Genomic DNA, 16,094 nt, shown 5'->3' with positions numbered 1-16,094 from the left:
TGTGCGGCGATGCAGTATGAAATCACGAGTCAATAACGTGGCCGACGGTGTGCGCAAATAATGATAGAAGTCGCTTGCAAACAACCGCAGCGATTCTTCAATGTGGACCTTTCGAATTATGTCTGACGGCCTACTACTTGTCGATATTGCTTCGGAAACTTCCCGAAGATCGTCATATCATCAATAAAATATTTCGCTATCGATTTTGGTCGTTGATTGCATGTCTTGTGAGTTTGAAATGGCAACAAACATGAAGAACTGGGAATCCGTGCTGGTGGCCGCAACGTCCACGCTGCACGACGCAATGGCTGTGCTGGATCGTGGTGGGCTGCAGATCGCCGTTGTCGTCGATGAGAGCCGTCGAGTTCTCGGAACACTCACGGACGGCGACATCCGCCGCGCCCTGTTGCGTCAACTGCCAATGGAAACGCCATGCGGTGACATCATGAGTTGTTCGCCCGAGACGGCTTCCGTCTCCGCGTCCAAAGAGGAAGTGCTGGCCCGCATGGAGCGTCGCCGCCTGCTTCAGATTCCTCTGGTGGACGACCAGGGGCGTATCGCCGGCATCCAGACGCTGCAAGACCTGCTGCACAGCCGTCGCAAAAATAATGCGGTTTTTCTCATGGCAGGTGGTTTCGGGAAGCGTCTTCAGCCATTGACGGATCATTGTCCTAAACCGCTGCTCAAAGTCGGGGAAAAGCCGATCCTGGAAATCATTATCGAGAACTTCGTGGCTGCCGGCTTCCGCCGGTTCTTTATCTCAACGCATTACCGTCCAGAGATGATCCGCGAGCGCATTGGTGACGGTAGCCGCTGGAACATCGATGTTGAGTACATCCACGAGGATGAACCTCTGGGGACGGGGGGCGCGCTGGGGTTACTCCCCAAGGAGCGAATCCAGGAGCCGCTGTTCATGATGAACGGAGATTTGCTCACAAACCTGGACTTCAATCGACTGCTTGACTTTCATGAGAGCCACGAAGGTGTGGCCACCATGTGCGTGCGCGAATACGAGCACCGCGTGCCTTACGGAGTGATCGAAAGCGATGGCTTGCGCATCACCTCAATGGTGGAAAAGCCGGCATATCGCTATTTCATCAATGCAGGTATTTATGTGCTTTCGCCGAAAATTCTGAACGATGTCGAGCGAGGCCAGCGTATCGATATGCCCACGCTGCTGGAGCAGCAAATGCTCGCAGACCGTCCCGTGAACATGTTTCCAATCCATGAGTATTGGCTAGACATCGGGCGCATGGAAGATTTTCAACGCGCTCAGGACGAAATCGCGGGGCTCTTCAATGGTTGATGCTCGTATCCTGGCCGTCATCCCAGCGCGAGGCGGGAGCAAACGTCTGCCCCGGAAAAACGCCCGATTGCTGGGGGGAAGACCGCTCATTTCATGGTCCATCGACATTGCGTTGCGCGCCGACGTGTTCTGTGACGTACTGGTTACGACGGACGACGAAGAGCTCGCGAGCATTGGGCGCGCCGATGGCGCGCTTGTGCCTTGGTTGCGCCCCGCAGCATTGGCGACTGACACCGCAACGACTTCGGATGTGTTACGCCACGCACTTGCTTGGTATGAGGCAGAACGCGGGCAGGTGTCTGGTGTCGTCTTGCTTCAGCCCACATGCCCGTTACGCCGAAGCTCGTCGCTGGCGGGCGCATTGGAGCGTTATCTCGCGCAACCGGATGGCGTCGAAAAGCAGACCGTTGTGAGCGTCAGTCCGTGCCCCGTTCCCCCTGAATGGTGCTTTCGGATCGGAGATAGTGATGGTGCCCTGCAGCCGATACTTGGCTGGGGTGAATTGGGCAAACGTTCGCAAGATCTGGCTGCAGCCTTCCGACTCAATGGCTCGCTTTATATCGCGAGCAGCGAGACGATCCATGCGGGGCGCCCACTTGTCGGGCCAGGCTCGGTGGCCTTTCTCATGGAGGGCCGGGAAGAATCGGTAGACATCGATACAGAGGATGACTGGCGCCTCGCTGAGTCTTTTCTGCCCCTCTGAGCGGGAGCCAGGATGTCTCTCGCCAGGTCGACCCTCCTTGTGATGACCAGTCGCATCCTTGTGATGTTTGCCGGACTGGTCGTGTCTGGCGTGGCCGCACACGCCTTGTCGAGCGTGGAGCAAGGATACTTCTTCACATTCTTAAGCATTGCTGCCGCGCAGGCGCTTTTTGAGCTGGGCATCACGAACCTTATCCTGCATCACCTTTCGCATGCTCGCGCGGCGATCGCCGGTGCGGCGAGTGAAGCGGACAAGAAAGAAGCTGTCGATATTGCCGAATCCACACGAGCCTATTCGAAGCGTTACTTCCTGCGAGCCGCAGGGCTTTTCACTGTTGTTGTCGGTTTGGGCGGACTGGTCTTTTTTTTCTGCTCCACTGGTGCTCCGGGCGTGCATTGGCAGGTGCCATGGGCGTTGATGATCGCGGGTACCGCGCTTAGTCTTTTCAACCTGACGCATTACTCGCATCTGGAGGGTTTTGGGCGCCTCGGAGTGTCTTATCGTATAAGGATGACGGCGACAATCATTCTTATCGTGGCCTTCATGCTTGCGGCCTTTTCACTCGGAGGGTTGATGTCGTATCCGCTTGCGCTAATCGCAAGCAATGGCTATGCCTGCCTTGCTCTACACCGGGCTTGCACGGAAGTGAATAAGGAGTTTGGGCTTGGTGGCGACTATCAACTTCGGCCGATCGATATCGGACGAGAGCAACGCAAAATGGCCGTATCGGCGACAGCGGGTTACGTAACGGCAAATACGCTTACTCCATATGCCTTTCACTTCTTCGGCGCAGAGGTTGCAGGTCAGATCGGACTGACAATGTCCATCTTCGCGGCGATTGCGACTGTGGCCATGGCGCGCACTACAGCGGAAGCACCGACTTACGGTCCTTTGATTGCCTCGGGTAAACTGGCCGAGCTCAAAAAGCGATTTCGCAGCACTCTCGCGTTCTCCGTTGCATTGGCTGTCGCGTTAGTAGTTTTGGCACTTGCTGCTAGGCAAATGGGGCTGGCGCTGCTCCCAAAATACGACAATCGAGTGCTGGGAGTGGCGGGCTTCGTCGTGATTGGCTTGCTTATCGTCGCGAACGTCGCCTTATCGGTGACAAGCACTGTGCTGCGGGCGTTCAAGATCGAGCAACTGATGTGGCCATCGCTGCTCGCTGCGATGCTTGTGCTTGTGGCGCAGTTGGCGTTGAGGCTGGACCCAGTGAAATGCCTGGCCGTCTTGGCGGCGTTCAACGGGCTGGTTTTCTATCCCTTCGCTCGTCGTCGACTGACTGCCAAGATTTCTATTTGATATGGACAAAAAGCAAAAGGTAATAGTCTCGTCCGTGAGCGACTGCCGCGAGAAGAACGGCATTGTGACGTTCATGGAGATCCTTGCACGCAACGCAAGCCGCTTCGAGGCCTCTGGTCTGGATCTCGCGTTCGCGAACTACGTCGATCTCCAACATTCCTGCACAGAAGTCGCTACGACTTTGTCGGCGCAAGCGGCGCACCCGACGGCCACTGCCGCGCCGTCGTTGCCGCTTCGGGCCCGCCTCAAGCGCAAGGTGAAAGAGGTGATTCGACAACGTCCATTCCCCGCATTCGCGCTTTTCCTTGGCACTTTGGGCGTGCGCGGTCTGATAACGGCTATCAAGGCACGGCGGTATGACGAACCCGGCTGCGTGCATTTTTATCAGGATTTCCTGACCGCGTCCTTCGGTTGTTTCCTCCATCACAGGACAGCGCGACGGGTCATCATTCTGCACTCCGGTGATGATGCGCTGAGTCAGTTGCTTGTACATTTCCCGGGCATGCAGGGAACGGGGTACGAGCGGCGTGTTCGCCAATGGTTCGATTGGACGTTGCAGCGCCAGCACGCCATCGTAGCGTTGAGCGAAAAATACGCCTCGGATCTTCGTAAAAGCTATCCGAAGCACGAGGTCCAGTGCATTTATAACACTTCGCCGTTCTCCGGAGCGCGCTCCGTTGTCGGCCGCTCCGGTCGGCAGCAAGACCGGATAAAGCTAGTCGCGGTTGGCACGCTCCAGTATCGCAAAGGGTTCGACATGCTCATCAAGGCGGTTGCGTCGATGCCCTCGGCTGAGCGCAACAAGCTGGAAGTGACGATCGTCGGTGGCGGTCCGAGCCACGGGGAGCTGGAGGCACTCATTGACCAGTACGGCCTGAACGACCGCATTACACTTGCAGGCGAGTCACATAATGTCGCATCGTTTCTTCAACCGTCCGACGCCTATATTCTCACCAGCCGCGACGAAGGGCTTCCTATCTCGCTGATAGAGGCTTGTAGCTTTGGCCTACCGATCATTTCGACGCCTGTCGGATCCATTCCGGAGCTGTTCGATGATGCTTCGTGCAAGTTCGCGCATCCTTCGGAGGACAGTATCGCCGACGCGTTGATGGCGTTGTGCACCGGCAAGCTCGATCTGGAAAACCTCTCGCGGCAATCCAAGAAAATCTTCGATTCGAAGATGTCGCTTGAGAAGTTCCTTAGCTCATACATCAATTTGCTTTCCGGCAATCCCGTCGTCAAATTATGAAGCTCGGTCGGTCGCCCGTTCCAGAAATTGCGAACTTGCTCGTCTGGTTCGCACTGCTCGTTTTGCAGGCCACTGATGGTCTTGCGGACGGGTTTGCGACCGTATATTTGCCGATTTCCCTGACGCTGCTGCTGCTCAGACAACTGGCGAGTAAGCGTCCGGCTTTTGACTTGTCCGTCGTCTTCCTGGCAAGCTGCCTCTTCTTCTTCTCGATCGGCATCATCCTTTGGCCGTTTTCGTCGCTCTCGCCGATTGAATTTGCCAGCTTGGTCACGGAGCAATTTACTTGGCAGCAGTTGGATGACGCGGCCATCTGGATTGGTCTGTCCATTGCCATCACGATGGCGACCTTGATGATCCTGTGGCGCACAGCCAGGCACAAACCTCAGCCGGTCACGGTGGAGTTCTTGCGACTGGACGACCCTCGCGCCAAAGGCCTTTACCGGCTGGGTGTGTTTTGTATTCTAATCTCGTTGCCGGCAGTGACGGTGGAACTGATCAATCAGTGGAGATTTATCCAGAGTGTGGGCTACCTTGCCCTTTTCTCGGAGGGAATCGCTGTATCGGCTTCGTCCAAAGCGTTCCTGTATGTATTCAACCTTGGGTTTGGATTAACGCTTGCCTTTGCGAAAAGACGGATGGAATTTTTGCTGCCTGCGGCGTTGTTCCTGGCCGTGGCTACCATTGATTCGCTGAAGGGGGCGCGGGGAGCGCTGCTTGTGCCGCTGCTTTTCGTCGCCTGGTTCTACGTCTCGCGATTCAACATCAGGGTTAGATTACCTGCAGTGGTTATGAGTCTGGCGGTTGTTGTCGCCGTTTTCGCAGTTTTGACTTTCCAGCGAGACTCCAGTTTCGGACAAGGCGATACGCTTCAATTCGCGATTGATGCTTTGGCCTCGCAAGGCCGCTCGTTGCAGATCACCGTGTTGTATCAACAGGTCGCCGACGACGTCGCCCGTTTTGGCGACTTTACCGTGTTCTCGAACCTGTTGATCCCAATTACCGCGATACTCCATCCGGAGATCCGGGACGCCGCACAGTCGATGGACCAGGTGATCTATTCGAACAATCTGAAGCACATCCTGACGTACGTTCTGAATCCGGACTATTACTTCGCAGGTGGCGGTACTGGCGGTGTTTACACGATAGAACTTATTGAAGCCGGTGGGTTTCTTTACGTGCTCTTATCGATAACCCTGGGTTGGTTTCTTGCTTGGATGCCGCGCGCCATGCGGAAGCCGTGGGTGCGTTTCCTGTCTATTTATTTTTTTTCCACGGTCTTTTATCTGCCGAGAGGAGAGTTTTTCGTCAACTCTCTGATTGTCGGTAAAGCACTGTTCCTCTACATGGTAGTGGTGGGGATGTATCGGCTTTTCAGACCACATAAACGCCCGCCGTCGGTGTTGCAGCGTGATGGCGCTTTGGGATCGGATGCGCGAGCATGAGAACGCGTCGCTACTCCATTGCCGATTTGCGACTCGTGTGCGATTACCTTCGCGCGCTGCGCAACGAGATCGCCGTCGATATACGGACAATTGAGTTGAGCGGGCTTGACCCCAGCCGATATGGGAAGCTTCCTCGCCCGTCCCGCTGGATCGCAAAGGTCGGGCGCTTTGCCTTTCTGACTCGCTTGGCCCAGTACGTTATCGGACCTACGTGGCATTTCTTGGGGCCATGGTTGTTTCGACACCAATGTCGCGCCGCGCGCGAGGGCCGGGTTGCGGCTCACAAGGTCGAGTTCGATGCTGCGGGGCAGGTGCTGGCATTCTCCATCCGGGCGCAGGACATTGTCCGCCCGCAACATGTCGATCCCGCACCGAAGCAGTGGATCGAAATGCCGTGGTTACCTTTGAGCGACTTGCCGAGCGGAGCCGAAGTTATTCCGGTGATGTCGCTTCTCGACTCGGCTGAACTGGATCGGTCTCTTTTCCTTGCCACATTGGCGCATCGCGCGCTTTGGCGGCGACGCGGCATGTCCGGTTGGGAGCTGCAGAGCTTCACTGCGTGGCGCTGGTTTCTCATGCGTCTGGCTGTAGACAAGCTGCCGGGGCCGCTGCTTACCGTCGAACATTTCGATCGTTGGGCCGTGCTCGCGGACAGTTCAGTCCGCCAGTCTCGGTACCGTCGACCGACGCGGCGCCTCACGTTGGTTCAGCACGGCTCCGTGAACGCCGACAGCACCCCACCGGGGCTAGGCTTTCATCTGCCGACTCGCCTGAATGCGGTTAGCCATCTGCGTGTCTACTCCGCTGCCGACGCCGAGATATTTAAGGTGCAAATTCTGTCGCGCCACTGTACTGACCGGGGGCTGACCTTGAGCTTCTACAGTCCAAGGGTCAGCTTGACCACGATGACTGCGCCGGGTAGCGCTCCGTCGATCCTGTTTGTGGGCCATCCATTGTGTGAATCGGCGCATTGCGCCTTGCTTGCCGCCTTGCGCAAGGAGGGCGAATGGCAGGTTTTCTACAAGCCCCACCCGACCGCACCCGCGAGCCATCGCGCGCGGGAACTTTCTTGGACGGTGGTAGATGGTCGCGTTGTGTTTCCTCGCGTCGATTTGCTGATCTCGTATCCTTCGACATTGGTGGCAGAATACGCGACCCACGGTATTCCTGCCGTCGTGCACAGCATGGATGTCCGCGTGCCGGAGATCCTCGAAAGAGTTCCCGAGATTATTCACCTGCTAAATTCCCGATACTCCGGTGCGTCAGTATCCCATTCCTGCGAACCGGCCGTAAGCCTCTCTAACGATGATCACTGAAACTGACAAGTCTTATCGCGTCTGCGCGCGTTGCATTATGGACACGTCCGATCCGAACATCCACTTCGACGAACGAGGTCACTGCGACTATTGCAACAACTTCGACGCAACGATTGCGCCCAGCTGGCACACGGACGCCGCCGGAGAACGCCAACTTGCGGAGATGGCCGAGCGAATCCGCCTCGGCGGTAAAGGCCGTGACTTCGACTGCATCATTGGCCTGAGTGGCGGGCTTGATAGCTCCTACGCCGCATACATCGCCAAGGAGAAAATGGGGCTTCGGCCCCTCCTCTTTCACGTAGACGCGGGCTGGAATACCGATCAGGCCGTGGGCAATATCGAGAAGCTGGTCGACGGCCTTGGACTGGACCTATACACAGACGTGGTGAATTGGGAGGCCGTCAAACGCATGCAGGTTGCATTCCTGCGAGCCGGGATTCCCGATCAGGACCTGGTGCAGGACGCCGCATTCTTCTCAGGTCTGTATAAGTTCGCGCGCCGTTACAAAATCAAGCACATCATTACGGGATCCAACTTCTCCACTGAATGTTGTCGCGAGCCTGAGGAATGGGGCGGTTACCTGGGAATTGATAAGACGCTGTTTGGGGATATCTGGAAGCGGTGCGGCGACGGCAAGCCCAATGACGAGTTCCCGTTAGTGGATATTCTGGTCTACAAATTGTGGTACCAGAAGGTGCTGGGCATGAAAGTGCACTTCCCGCTCAACTCAGTACCTTACGTCAAAAAGGACGCGGAGGATGAGCTGGAACGCCGTTTCGGTTGGCGGCGCTTTCAGCATAAGCACCACGAATCGCGCTTCACACGCTTTTATGAGGATTATTGGCTTCCGCGTCGCTTTGGCTACGAGAAGCGGCGCGCCCACTTTTCGAGTCTGATAATGACCGGGCAGATGACGCGCGAGCAAGCACTGGATAGAATTTCACGTCCCGAGATGGACGAGCATTTTCTAAAGCAGGAATTTGAGTATGTCGCTAACAAGTTGGGACTTACAGTCGGAGAACTGCGGCAATTGTTCGAACTCCCAAAGAAGACGTATCGAAACTACAAAAATAAGCGCGATTTAATTGGGTTCGGTGCAAATGTCGTGCGTCGTCTCGGTCTGGAGAAGAGGTATTTTAGATGATCTGCATTGTGGATTATGGTGTGGGCAACATTCAGGCGTTCCTGAATTTGTTCAAACGCCTCGGCGTGGATGCCCGACGCGCGCAAACGGCTGACGCCCTGACCGGCGCCGAGCGTTTGGTCCTCCCGGGAGTGGGCCACTTCGACCATGCTATGCACCGCCTCAACGAGTCGGGCATGCGCTCCAAGCTCGAAGCAATGGTACTGGATGAAGAAGTGCCAGTGATGGGTATTTGCGTCGGCATGCAAATGTTGGCGCAGGGCTCCGATGAGGGGGATTTGCCGGGCCTGAACTGGGTGCCGGGGCGAGTGCGCGCATTCGAGAGTCAGCCGCAAAGCGCACATTTACCCATGCCACATATGGGATGGAACGACTTGCAGCCTCGCTCGGATAGCAAGTTGTTTTCGAGAGGTTTTGAACAACCTCCCCAGTTTTATTTCCTGCATTCCTACTTTTTTGATGCCGACGAGAAGCAGGATGTGGCGGCCACGGCAAACTACGGTCTGGATTTTGACGCTGTGGTCTCGCGTGGTCACATTCATGGGGTCCAATGCCACCCGGAGAAAAGCCACCGTTGGGGTGAGCAACTTCTAAAAAACTTTGTGGAGCTTTGACAGATGTTGCGGCCTCGAATTATTCCCTGCTTGCTGGTGCACCAGGGGGGGTTGGTAAAGACCCAGAACTTCAAAGAACCGAAATATGTGGGCGATCCCATCAACGCTGTCCGGATATTTAATGAAAAGGAAGCCGATGAGTTGATCGTGCTGGATATCGACGCTACGGTAAATAAGCTGGAGCCGGATATTGGCCTGATAGCCAAATTGGCCGCCGAATGCCGCATGCCTCTATGCTACGGGGGCGGAGTCACCACTGCTCAACAGGTGGCACGTATCGTCGACATGGGCGTCGAGAAAGTCGCAGTCAGCGCTGCCGCGATCGCCAACCCGTCGATTTTGACGGAAATGTCAGCCGCGGTTGGCCGTCAATCGGTCGTTGCGGTTCTGGACATTCGAAAACGCAGTGGGCTGTTCGCCAAGGGGTATGAAGTATGTACGCACAACGCTCGAATGAATCACAAGGGCGACCCGATTGTATTGGCGCGGCAGTTGCAGGATGCCGGTGCCGGTGAGATCGTTATCAACTGTATAGACAGAGATGGCCTGATGCAGGGATACGATCTCGAGATGGCGGTGCAGTTCAAAAAGGCATTGAATGTGCCTGTAACCTTTTTGGGCGGCGCGGGGACCCTCGATCATCTCGGCGAGCTGATTGAAAAAGTGGGGGTTGTGGGCGCCGCCGCAGGGAGCCTGTTTGTATTCAAGGGCAAGTACCGTGCGGTCCTGATCAACTATCCGACGCCTGGCCAAAAGATGCAGTTGTGTCATGAAGCCTTGAAAATCAAGCATCAGTAGAGGATTCTTATGTTTGCAAATAAAGTGCTTCTTATTACAGGGGGGACAGGTTCGTTCGGTAATGCCGTATTGCGCCGTTTCCTTGATTCCGATTTGCGTGAAATCCGCGTCTTCAGCCGAGATGAGAAGAAGCAGGATGACATGCGAAAGAAGTACAACAATCGCAAGTTGAAGTTCTACCTCGGTGACGTACGCGATTACCAGTCTGTCATGAATGCGGTGCGCGGAGTTGACTACATTTATCACGCGGCTGCGCTCAAACAGGTTCCCTCGTGCGAGTTTCATCCCTTGGAAGCTGTCAAGACGAATGTGTTGGGTACCGAGAATGTCCTGGAGGCAGCGGTCAACTGCGGTGTGGAACGCGTTGTCGTGTTGAGTACCGACAAGGCGGTGTACCCGATCAACGCAATGGGTACGAGCAAGGCGATGATGGAAAAGGTCGCAGTGGCCAAGTCGCGCACTAGCAACGGGACGGTCATCAATGTCACCCGCTACGGTAACGTCATGTGCTCGCGCGGTTCGGTGATCCCGCTCTTTACCAATCAGATCCGCTCGGGCCAGCCGATCACTATCACCGATCCGGCCATGACGCGCTTCATGATGACGCTGGATGACGCGGTGGATCTGGTCTTCTTTGCTTTCGAACACGGCAAACCTGGCGAGATTTTCGTCCAGAAGGCGCCTGCGGCCACGATCGAGGTGCTGGCAAAGGCGCTGACCGACATGCTGGGCGTCCCGAATCACCCTATCAATGTCATCGGCACTCGCCACGGCGAAAAACTGTTCGAGGTTCTGCTGAGTCGGGAAGAGATGGTCGCGGCAGAGGATCTCGGTGGCTACTATCGAGTGCCGCCGGACTTGCGTGATCTGAACTACGGGAAGTATGTAGAACAGGGCGAGGTGAAGATCTCGGGAGCCGTCGACTACAATTCGCACAACACCGCACGGCTCGACGTTTCGGGCATGCAGGCACTTCTGATGAAGTTGCGCTTCATGCAAGCAACCATGCGTGGAGAGTACGTGGAGGCAGAGGAGTGAAGCGATGAATAGGCTGAATCGTCGCATCCTGGTCACCGGCGCCAACGGGTTTATCGGCAAGAATCTTGTCGTTCGGCTCAGCGAGCTACCCGGCGTCACCGTGTGCACATTTGTGCGCGGCGACGACGTCGAAGCGTTGCCCGATCTGATCGCAAGGGTGGACGCGGTCGTCCACCTTGCTGGAGAAAACCGTCCGTCGGACGACATTGCGTTTGCGCAGGTGAACTTCGGACTGACGTCCGCTTTGTGCGCTTCCATCCAGCGGGAATATGAGATCCAAGGACGACGCGTTGCTTTGATACTGGCATCTTCGACGCAAGCGGAGCTCGACAATCCATACGGGCGCAGCAAGCTTGCGGCGGAACAGGCGGTGGAGAAACTGTTTCATTCAAGCGGCAACCCGTGTGTGATATTTCGCCTTCCTGGCGTGTTCGGGAAATGGTGCAAACCGAATTACAATTCTGTTGTGGCAACGTTTTGCCACAACATCGCTCGAGATTTGCCGATCCAGATCAACGATCCGGCGGCCGAATTGCGACTGGCCTACATCGATGATGTAGTGACCGCGTTGCTGGCCGCGCTCGACGCGCCTGCTGCCGACTGCGTGCGAGCCACCGTGAATCCGGAGTACACGATCAGTCTCGGGGAGCTCGCCGCCCAGATCCGCGCCTTCCGTAATTGCCGCTCCTCTCTGATGAGCGAGCGCGTCGGTACGGGGCTCGTCAGAGCGCTTTACGCGACGTATGTAAGCTATTTGCCAGAGGAAAAGTTCGCGTACGAGCTTGTACAGCACGCCGATCCTCGGGGCGTATTCGTGGAAATGCTGAAGACGCCGGACAGTGGCCAGTTCAGTTACTTCACCGCCCACCCTGGCATCACCCGAGGCGGGCACTACCACCACACGAAAACGGAGAAATTCCTTGTTATCAAGGGAGAAGCCTTGTTCCGCTTCAGGCACCTGCTCACAAACGAATTGATTGAACTACGCACCAGTGGCGTAAAACCCCAGGTCGTCGATACGATTCCGGGTTGGTCCCATGACATAACGAATGTCGGAAGCGACGAGATGATTGTCATGCTATGGGCCAATGAGAACTTTGACCGGCAAAAGCCGGATACCGTGGCCAGCAAAGTTTAACGAATGAGAAAGCTTAAAGTTATGTCGATTGTCGGTACGCGACCGGAGATCATCCGACTGTCGCGGGTGCTGGCTGCGCTTGACATGCACACCGATCATACGTTGGTGCATACCGGTCAGAACTATGACTATGAACTGAACCAGGTATTTTTCGACGATCTAGGCGTGCGCAAACCTGACTTCTTCCTGAACAGTGCGGACGGCAGCACGGGGGCCGCCAATACCATCGGCAACCTCATTACCGCTGTGGACGGCGTACTGGCCCAGGTGAAACCCGAAGCCGTGCTTGTGTTGGGTGACACCAACAGTTGTTTGTCTGTGATTCCGGCCAAACGGCACAAAGTGCCCATCTTCCATATGGAAGCCGGAAATCGTTGCTTCGATCAGCGTGTGCCCGAGGAGACTAATCGTCGCATTGTGGACCACACGGCGGACATCAATCTGACGTATAGCACCATTGCTCGTGACTATTTGCTGCGTGAAGGTTTGCCGCCCGACCAGATCATCAAGACGGGCAGCCCGATGTACGAGGTACTGCACCACTACTTACCGCAGATCAATGCGTCCGACGTGCTGACTCGCCTTGGTTTGTCGCCGGAGCAGTATTTCGTCGTAAGCGCCCACCGTGAAGAGAACATCGAATCGGAAAAATCGTTTGCCAGGTTGGTAGCAGTGCTCAACGCGGTGGCCGAAGATTATGGGATGCCAGTCGTAGTGTCGACGCATCCGCGCACTCAAAAGCGAGTGGACGCTACCAATACGCGATTCCATTCCTTGGTACGCTTGATGAAGCCTCTGGGCTTCCACGATTACGTGAATCTGCAAATTCGGGCAAAGGCGGTCCTGTCTGACAGTGGCACAATCAACGAGGAGTCGTCCATTCTGAATTTCCCCGCGCTCAATTTGCGCGAGGCGCATGAGCGTCCGGAAGGCATGGAGGAGGCGGCTGTGATGATGGTGGGTCTGGAGGTAGAGCGCGTACGCCAAGGCCTGAATATTTTGCAAACTCAGCCTCGAGGCGCTGCTCGGGGACTGCGCCCAGTCGCCGACTACAGCATGCCGAATGTCAGCGAGAAGGTGGTTCGCATCATCCACAGCTACACAGATTACGTAAATCGCGTAGTGTGGAAGAAATATTGAGCTGAATCGATGCGCATTGCACTGATCGCGGATACCTTCCCGCCGTTCCGCACATCCGGCGCAGTACAGCTGCGCGATCTTTCCCGAGAGTTTGCGCGCCAGGGGCACGCACTGACCGTCTTGTTGCCGGCAACCGATCAGACTGAATCGTGGAAGTTAGAAAACGCTGATGGTGTGCAGATATTGCGCCTGAAAGCTCCTCGCACGAAAGATATTGGCTATGTGCGCCGAACGCTGGCAGAGTTCGCCATGCCGTTCGCGATGCTGCGACAATTGCGAAAAAGCCCTTTCGCAAACGAACGATGGGACGGAGTCGTCTGGTACGCCCCGTCGATTTTTCACGGTCCTTTGGCGAGTGTGCTCAAGAGATCGAGCGGTTGCAAGGGCTACCTGATTATCCGCGACATCTTCCCTGAATGGGCTGTGGATATGGGCTTGATGGGACGCGGTTTGCCATATCGGCTGTTCGATGCGGCGGCGCGATACCAGTATTCGGTCGCCGACGTGATCGGGGTGCAGACGCCAGGCAATCGAAAGTACTTCGCGCGCTGGATAGAGCACAAGGGGCGTAGGCTGGAGGTGCTGCAGAACTGGCTCGATCAGCCTGCATCACGGCGATGCTCGATTCGAATCGATGAAACGCCGCTCGCGGGCCGTAAGGTGCTCGTGTACGCCGGCAACATGGGTGTCGCCCAAGGTATGGACATTCTGCTGGATTTGGCGGATAAGCTGCGTTTCCGGTCCGATATCGGGTTCCTGTTTGTCGGACGGGGAAGCGATGCGGCGAGGCTGAGGCAAGCGGCGCAAATGCGGCGGCTTGACAACGTTGCCTTCTTTGATGAGATTCATCCAGACGAGATCCCTGATCTATACGCCCAGTGCAGTGCGGGCATCGTGGCACTCGATCCTCGGCACAAGTCACATAACATCCCCGGTAAATTCCTGACTTACATGCAGAGTGGCTTGCCCGTGCTTGCCAGCGTCAATGCCGGTAACGACCTTGCGCAACTGATTCGTGACGAACAGGTCGGACAGGTGTGTGAGAGCCACTTGGTCGAAGATCTGTTGCGATTGACAAACGCGTTGCTCGCCCAGATTGACGAGGATATAGGGCTGGCGGACCGCTGCGGTCACTTGTTCAGGCGACAGTTTTCTGTGGAGAAGGCGGTGCAGCAAATTGTGGCAGCGTTAACGGCGCGGGGCGATAACGATTTGCCATGAGAATTTTCAGCGCTGAATACTTGGACGAGTTGTCTGGACAGGCTGAGAAGAGCGCACGCCGGCGGCAGCATCGCAACGTTCACCTCGACTACAGCGAGCCCTGCCAGCGGTTGTTCAATGCCATTGAGCCTGGCAGTTATATCCGACCTCATCGACATACCTCCGATCCCAGGGACGAGCTTTTGATTGCCGTTCGTGGACAAATGGCCTTGGTGACGTTCAATGAGTCGGGAGACGTTGTCGGGGTCCTGCGCTTCGGTTCGGAAAGGTACGGCGCGCGGCTGGCTATAGGCGCAGAAGTCCCTGCCCATATTTGGCATACGGTGGTCGCCCTGGAGCCGGGTAGCGTGTTGCTGGAGATAAAGGCGGGGCCGTTCGATCCCGATCGACCTAAGGATTTGGCGATTTGGGCGCCCGAGGAAGGGACCGCGAGCGCCGGGCAGTTCCTCCGGCAATTGATTTCGAGGATTGGTTCATGAATGTGTTGGTTGTCGGGGGAGCTGGCTACATTGGCTCGCACATGGTCAAAATGCTTGGCCAACGGGGATGCAACGTCACGACGCTGGACGATCTTTCGTCCGGACATCGGGACGCCGTGCTGACGGGAGATTTTGTGCAAGGAAACTGTGGTGACCAGCAGACGCTGGACGCCCTGCTCTCGCGTGGATTCGATGCAGTGATGCACTTCGCCTCGTTCATTCAGGTGGGCGAGTCGGTTCAGTACCCCCAAAAGTACTATCAGAACAATTTTGCAAACACGCTCGCTTTGCTGAATGCAATGCGCGCGCATGGCGTTAAGCGATTTATCTTTTCTTCTACCGCAGCTACGTTCGGCGAGCCACAGTACACGCCTATCGACGAACGCCATCCCCAGCAACCAATCAATCCTTATGGCCGAACCAAATTGATGGTCGAGCAGTTGCTCGCCGACTATGATAAAGCGTACGGCATGAAGGCCGTTTGCCTGCGCTATTTCAATGCCGCAGGGGCTGACCCTGAAGGACAATTGGGTGAAAGGCACGATCCGGAAACGCATCTGATCCCGTTAGTGCTCCAAGCAGCCTCCGGTCGTCGCGCGAATATTTCCGTCTTTGGTCGCGATTACGACACCCCCGATGGTACTTGCATTCGGGATTACATCCACATTGAAGACCTCTGCTCCGCGCACTGGCTGGGCTTGCTGTCGCTGATGGACGGCGCCAATAGTCAAGCCTATAATCTGGGCAACGGGAGCGGTTTTTCTGTGCAGGAAGTGATCGATACCGCTGAACGGGTGACTGGCCGCAAGATTTCCGTCGCGAACGGCCCGCGTCGTGAGGGTGATCCGGCGCGCCTTGTCGCCGATTCTCGCCGCGCTCGCGAAGCGCTTGGATGGCAGCCGCGATTTGCCGAATTGGCGACCATCATCGAGCATGCTTGGCGCTGGGAGAATCGCCTCCGATAACGTTGGCAAGGGAGGTCCGCCTGGGCCTGTCAGTAATTTCGTGTTCAAGGCATATGATGCTCCCAAGGAGAATGTATGCCTCGCAAACCGAAAGCCCCGCTGGCAGAGCTGCCGGCAATTCCCGCCGAGCTGCTTGAGCAGTTCGGCAATGGTCCGATGACGGCCGAAGCCATCAATGCCGCGACCATGGCGCTCAAGAAGGCGCTCATCGAACGCGCCCTGGGCGGCGAGATGAACCA

At 56.3% G+C, this 16,094-nt stretch carries 15 protein-coding genes and 1 pseudogene; all 16 read left to right on the top strand.

Translation table 11 applies throughout. The annotated features are described in order from the left end of the window. Positions 1–250 precede the first annotated feature (250 nt). Positions 251–1,306 carry a nucleotidyltransferase family protein gene (locus tag W930_RS0122465; RefSeq protein ID WP_023872575.1) on the top strand — a complete coding sequence of 352 codons (1,056 nt, stop codon included), beginning with the start codon at positions 251–253 and terminating at the stop codon, positions 1,304–1,306. Next, entirely contained in the window at positions 1,299–2,009 is a 711-nt protein-coding gene (locus tag W930_RS0122460; protein ID WP_023872574.1) for a cytidylyltransferase domain-containing protein, read from the top strand. The genes W930_RS0122465 and W930_RS0122460 overlap by 8 nt, the downstream gene beginning before the upstream one ends. Positions 2,010–2,051: 42 nt before the next feature. After that, complete coding sequence (locus W930_RS0122455; RefSeq protein WP_145929481.1) at positions 2,052–3,308, top strand: hypothetical protein; 1,257 nt, start codon at positions 2,052–2,054, stop codon at positions 3,306–3,308. Position 3,309: 1 nt separating this feature from the next. After that, positions 3,310–4,557 carry a glycosyltransferase gene (locus W930_RS0122450; RefSeq protein WP_023872572.1) on the top strand — a complete coding sequence of 416 codons (1,248 nt, stop codon included), beginning with the start codon at positions 3,310–3,312 and terminating at the stop codon, positions 4,555–4,557. 35 nt (positions 4,558–4,592) lie between these two features. After that, a complete protein-coding gene (gene wzy, locus W930_RS0122445; protein WP_158516350.1) occupies positions 4,593–6,002 on the top strand; it encodes an O-antigen polysaccharide polymerase Wzy in 1,410 nt (469 codons plus the stop codon). Next, entirely contained in the window at positions 5,999–7,318 is a 1,320-nt protein-coding gene (locus W930_RS0122440; RefSeq protein WP_023872570.1) for a hypothetical protein, read from the top strand. Before wzy ends, W930_RS0122440 begins: the two co-directional genes overlap by 4 nt. Then, a complete protein-coding gene (locus W930_RS0122435; protein ID WP_028731340.1) occupies positions 7,308–8,462 on the top strand; it encodes an N-acetyl sugar amidotransferase in 1,155 nt (384 codons plus the stop codon). The genes W930_RS0122440 and W930_RS0122435 overlap by 11 nt, the downstream gene beginning before the upstream one ends. Next, positions 8,459–9,076 (top strand): imidazole glycerol phosphate synthase subunit HisH, encoded by a 618-nt coding sequence (gene hisH, locus W930_RS0122430; RefSeq protein WP_023872568.1) that lies wholly within the window; start codon positions 8,459–8,461, stop codon positions 9,074–9,076. The genes W930_RS0122435 and hisH overlap by 4 nt, the downstream gene beginning before the upstream one ends. Before the next feature lie 3 nt (positions 9,077–9,079). Further along, positions 9,080–9,874, top strand: a complete 795-nt coding sequence (locus W930_RS0122425) for an AglZ/HisF2 family acetamidino modification protein (protein WP_023872567.1) — start codon at positions 9,080–9,082, stop codon at positions 9,872–9,874. A gap of 9 nt (positions 9,875–9,883) precedes the next feature. Next, positions 9,884–10,912, top strand: coding sequence for a polysaccharide biosynthesis protein (locus W930_RS0122420; RefSeq protein WP_023872566.1), 1,029 nt, complete (start codon positions 9,884–9,886; stop codon positions 10,910–10,912). 4 nt (positions 10,913–10,916) lie between these two features. After that, the gene (locus tag W930_RS0122415; RefSeq protein ID WP_023872564.1) at positions 10,917–12,050 is read left to right on the top strand and encodes an NAD-dependent epimerase/dehydratase family protein; all 1,134 of its coding nucleotides are present in this window, start codon (positions 10,917–10,919) and stop codon (positions 12,048–12,050) included. Positions 12,051–12,053: 3 nt separating this feature from the next. Beyond that, complete coding sequence (wecB, locus tag W930_RS0122410) at positions 12,054–13,190, top strand: non-hydrolyzing UDP-N-acetylglucosamine 2-epimerase (protein WP_023872562.1); 1,137 nt, start codon at positions 12,054–12,056, stop codon at positions 13,188–13,190. Positions 13,191–13,199: 9 nt separating this feature from the next. Further along, positions 13,200–14,411, top strand: coding sequence for a glycosyltransferase family 4 protein (locus W930_RS0122405; protein ID WP_023872561.1), 1,212 nt, complete (start codon positions 13,200–13,202; stop codon positions 14,409–14,411). Further along, positions 14,408–14,890: a WbuC family cupin fold metalloprotein gene (locus tag W930_RS0122400; protein WP_023872560.1), complete on the top strand. Its 483-nt coding sequence runs from the start codon at positions 14,408–14,410 to the stop codon at positions 14,888–14,890. Before W930_RS0122405 ends, W930_RS0122400 begins: the two co-directional genes overlap by 4 nt. Further along, positions 14,887–15,855, top strand: a complete 969-nt coding sequence (galE, locus tag W930_RS0122395) for a UDP-glucose 4-epimerase GalE (RefSeq protein ID WP_023872559.1) — start codon at positions 14,887–14,889, stop codon at positions 15,853–15,855. Before W930_RS0122400 ends, galE begins: the two co-directional genes overlap by 4 nt. Positions 15,856–15,930: 75 nt before the next feature. Continuing rightward, positions 15,931–16,094: pseudogene (locus W930_RS30265) on the top strand (IS256 family transposase); the annotation flags it as partial.

The organism is Pandoraea sp. E26 (assembly GCF_000681415.1).
Classification (GTDB): domain Bacteria; phylum Pseudomonadota; class Gammaproteobacteria; order Burkholderiales; family Burkholderiaceae; genus Pandoraea; species Pandoraea pnomenusa.
Note: the sequence above shows the minus strand (reverse complement) of the source record. Positions and strands in the feature narration are given on the sequence as shown.

What these genes read in the sequence shown, in the direction of transcription:
- W930_RS0122465 (WP_023872575.1), top strand. Translation starts at nt 251, where the DNA reads ATGAAGAACTGGGAATCCGTGCTGGTGGCCGCAACGTCCACGCTGCAC.
- W930_RS0122460 (WP_023872574.1), top strand. Translation starts at nt 1,299, where the DNA reads ATGGTTGATGCTCGTATCCTGGCCGTCATCCCAGCGCGAGGCGGGAGC.
- W930_RS0122455 (WP_145929481.1), top strand. Translation starts at nt 2,052, where the DNA reads ATGACCAGTCGCATCCTTGTGATGTTTGCCGGACTGGTCGTGTCTGGC.
- W930_RS0122450 (WP_023872572.1), top strand. Translation starts at nt 3,310, where the DNA reads ATGGACAAAAAGCAAAAGGTAATAGTCTCGTCCGTGAGCGACTGCCGC.
- W930_RS0122440 (WP_023872570.1), top strand. Translation starts at nt 5,999, where the DNA reads ATGAGAACGCGTCGCTACTCCATTGCCGATTTGCGACTCGTGTGCGAT.
- W930_RS0122435 (WP_028731340.1), top strand. Translation starts at nt 7,308, where the DNA reads ATGATCACTGAAACTGACAAGTCTTATCGCGTCTGCGCGCGTTGCATT.
- hisH (WP_023872568.1), top strand. Translation starts at nt 8,459, where the DNA reads ATGATCTGCATTGTGGATTATGGTGTGGGCAACATTCAGGCGTTCCTG.
- W930_RS0122425 (WP_023872567.1), top strand. Translation starts at nt 9,080, where the DNA reads ATGTTGCGGCCTCGAATTATTCCCTGCTTGCTGGTGCACCAGGGGGGG.
- W930_RS0122420 (WP_023872566.1), top strand. Translation starts at nt 9,884, where the DNA reads ATGTTTGCAAATAAAGTGCTTCTTATTACAGGGGGGACAGGTTCGTTC.
- W930_RS0122415 (WP_023872564.1), top strand. Translation starts at nt 10,917, where the DNA reads ATGAATAGGCTGAATCGTCGCATCCTGGTCACCGGCGCCAACGGGTTT.
- wecB (WP_023872562.1), top strand. Translation starts at nt 12,054, where the DNA reads ATGAGAAAGCTTAAAGTTATGTCGATTGTCGGTACGCGACCGGAGATC.
- W930_RS0122405 (WP_023872561.1), top strand. Translation starts at nt 13,200, where the DNA reads ATGCGCATTGCACTGATCGCGGATACCTTCCCGCCGTTCCGCACATCC.
- W930_RS0122400 (WP_023872560.1), top strand. Translation starts at nt 14,408, where the DNA reads ATGAGAATTTTCAGCGCTGAATACTTGGACGAGTTGTCTGGACAGGCT.
- galE (WP_023872559.1), top strand. Translation starts at nt 14,887, where the DNA reads ATGAATGTGTTGGTTGTCGGGGGAGCTGGCTACATTGGCTCGCACATG.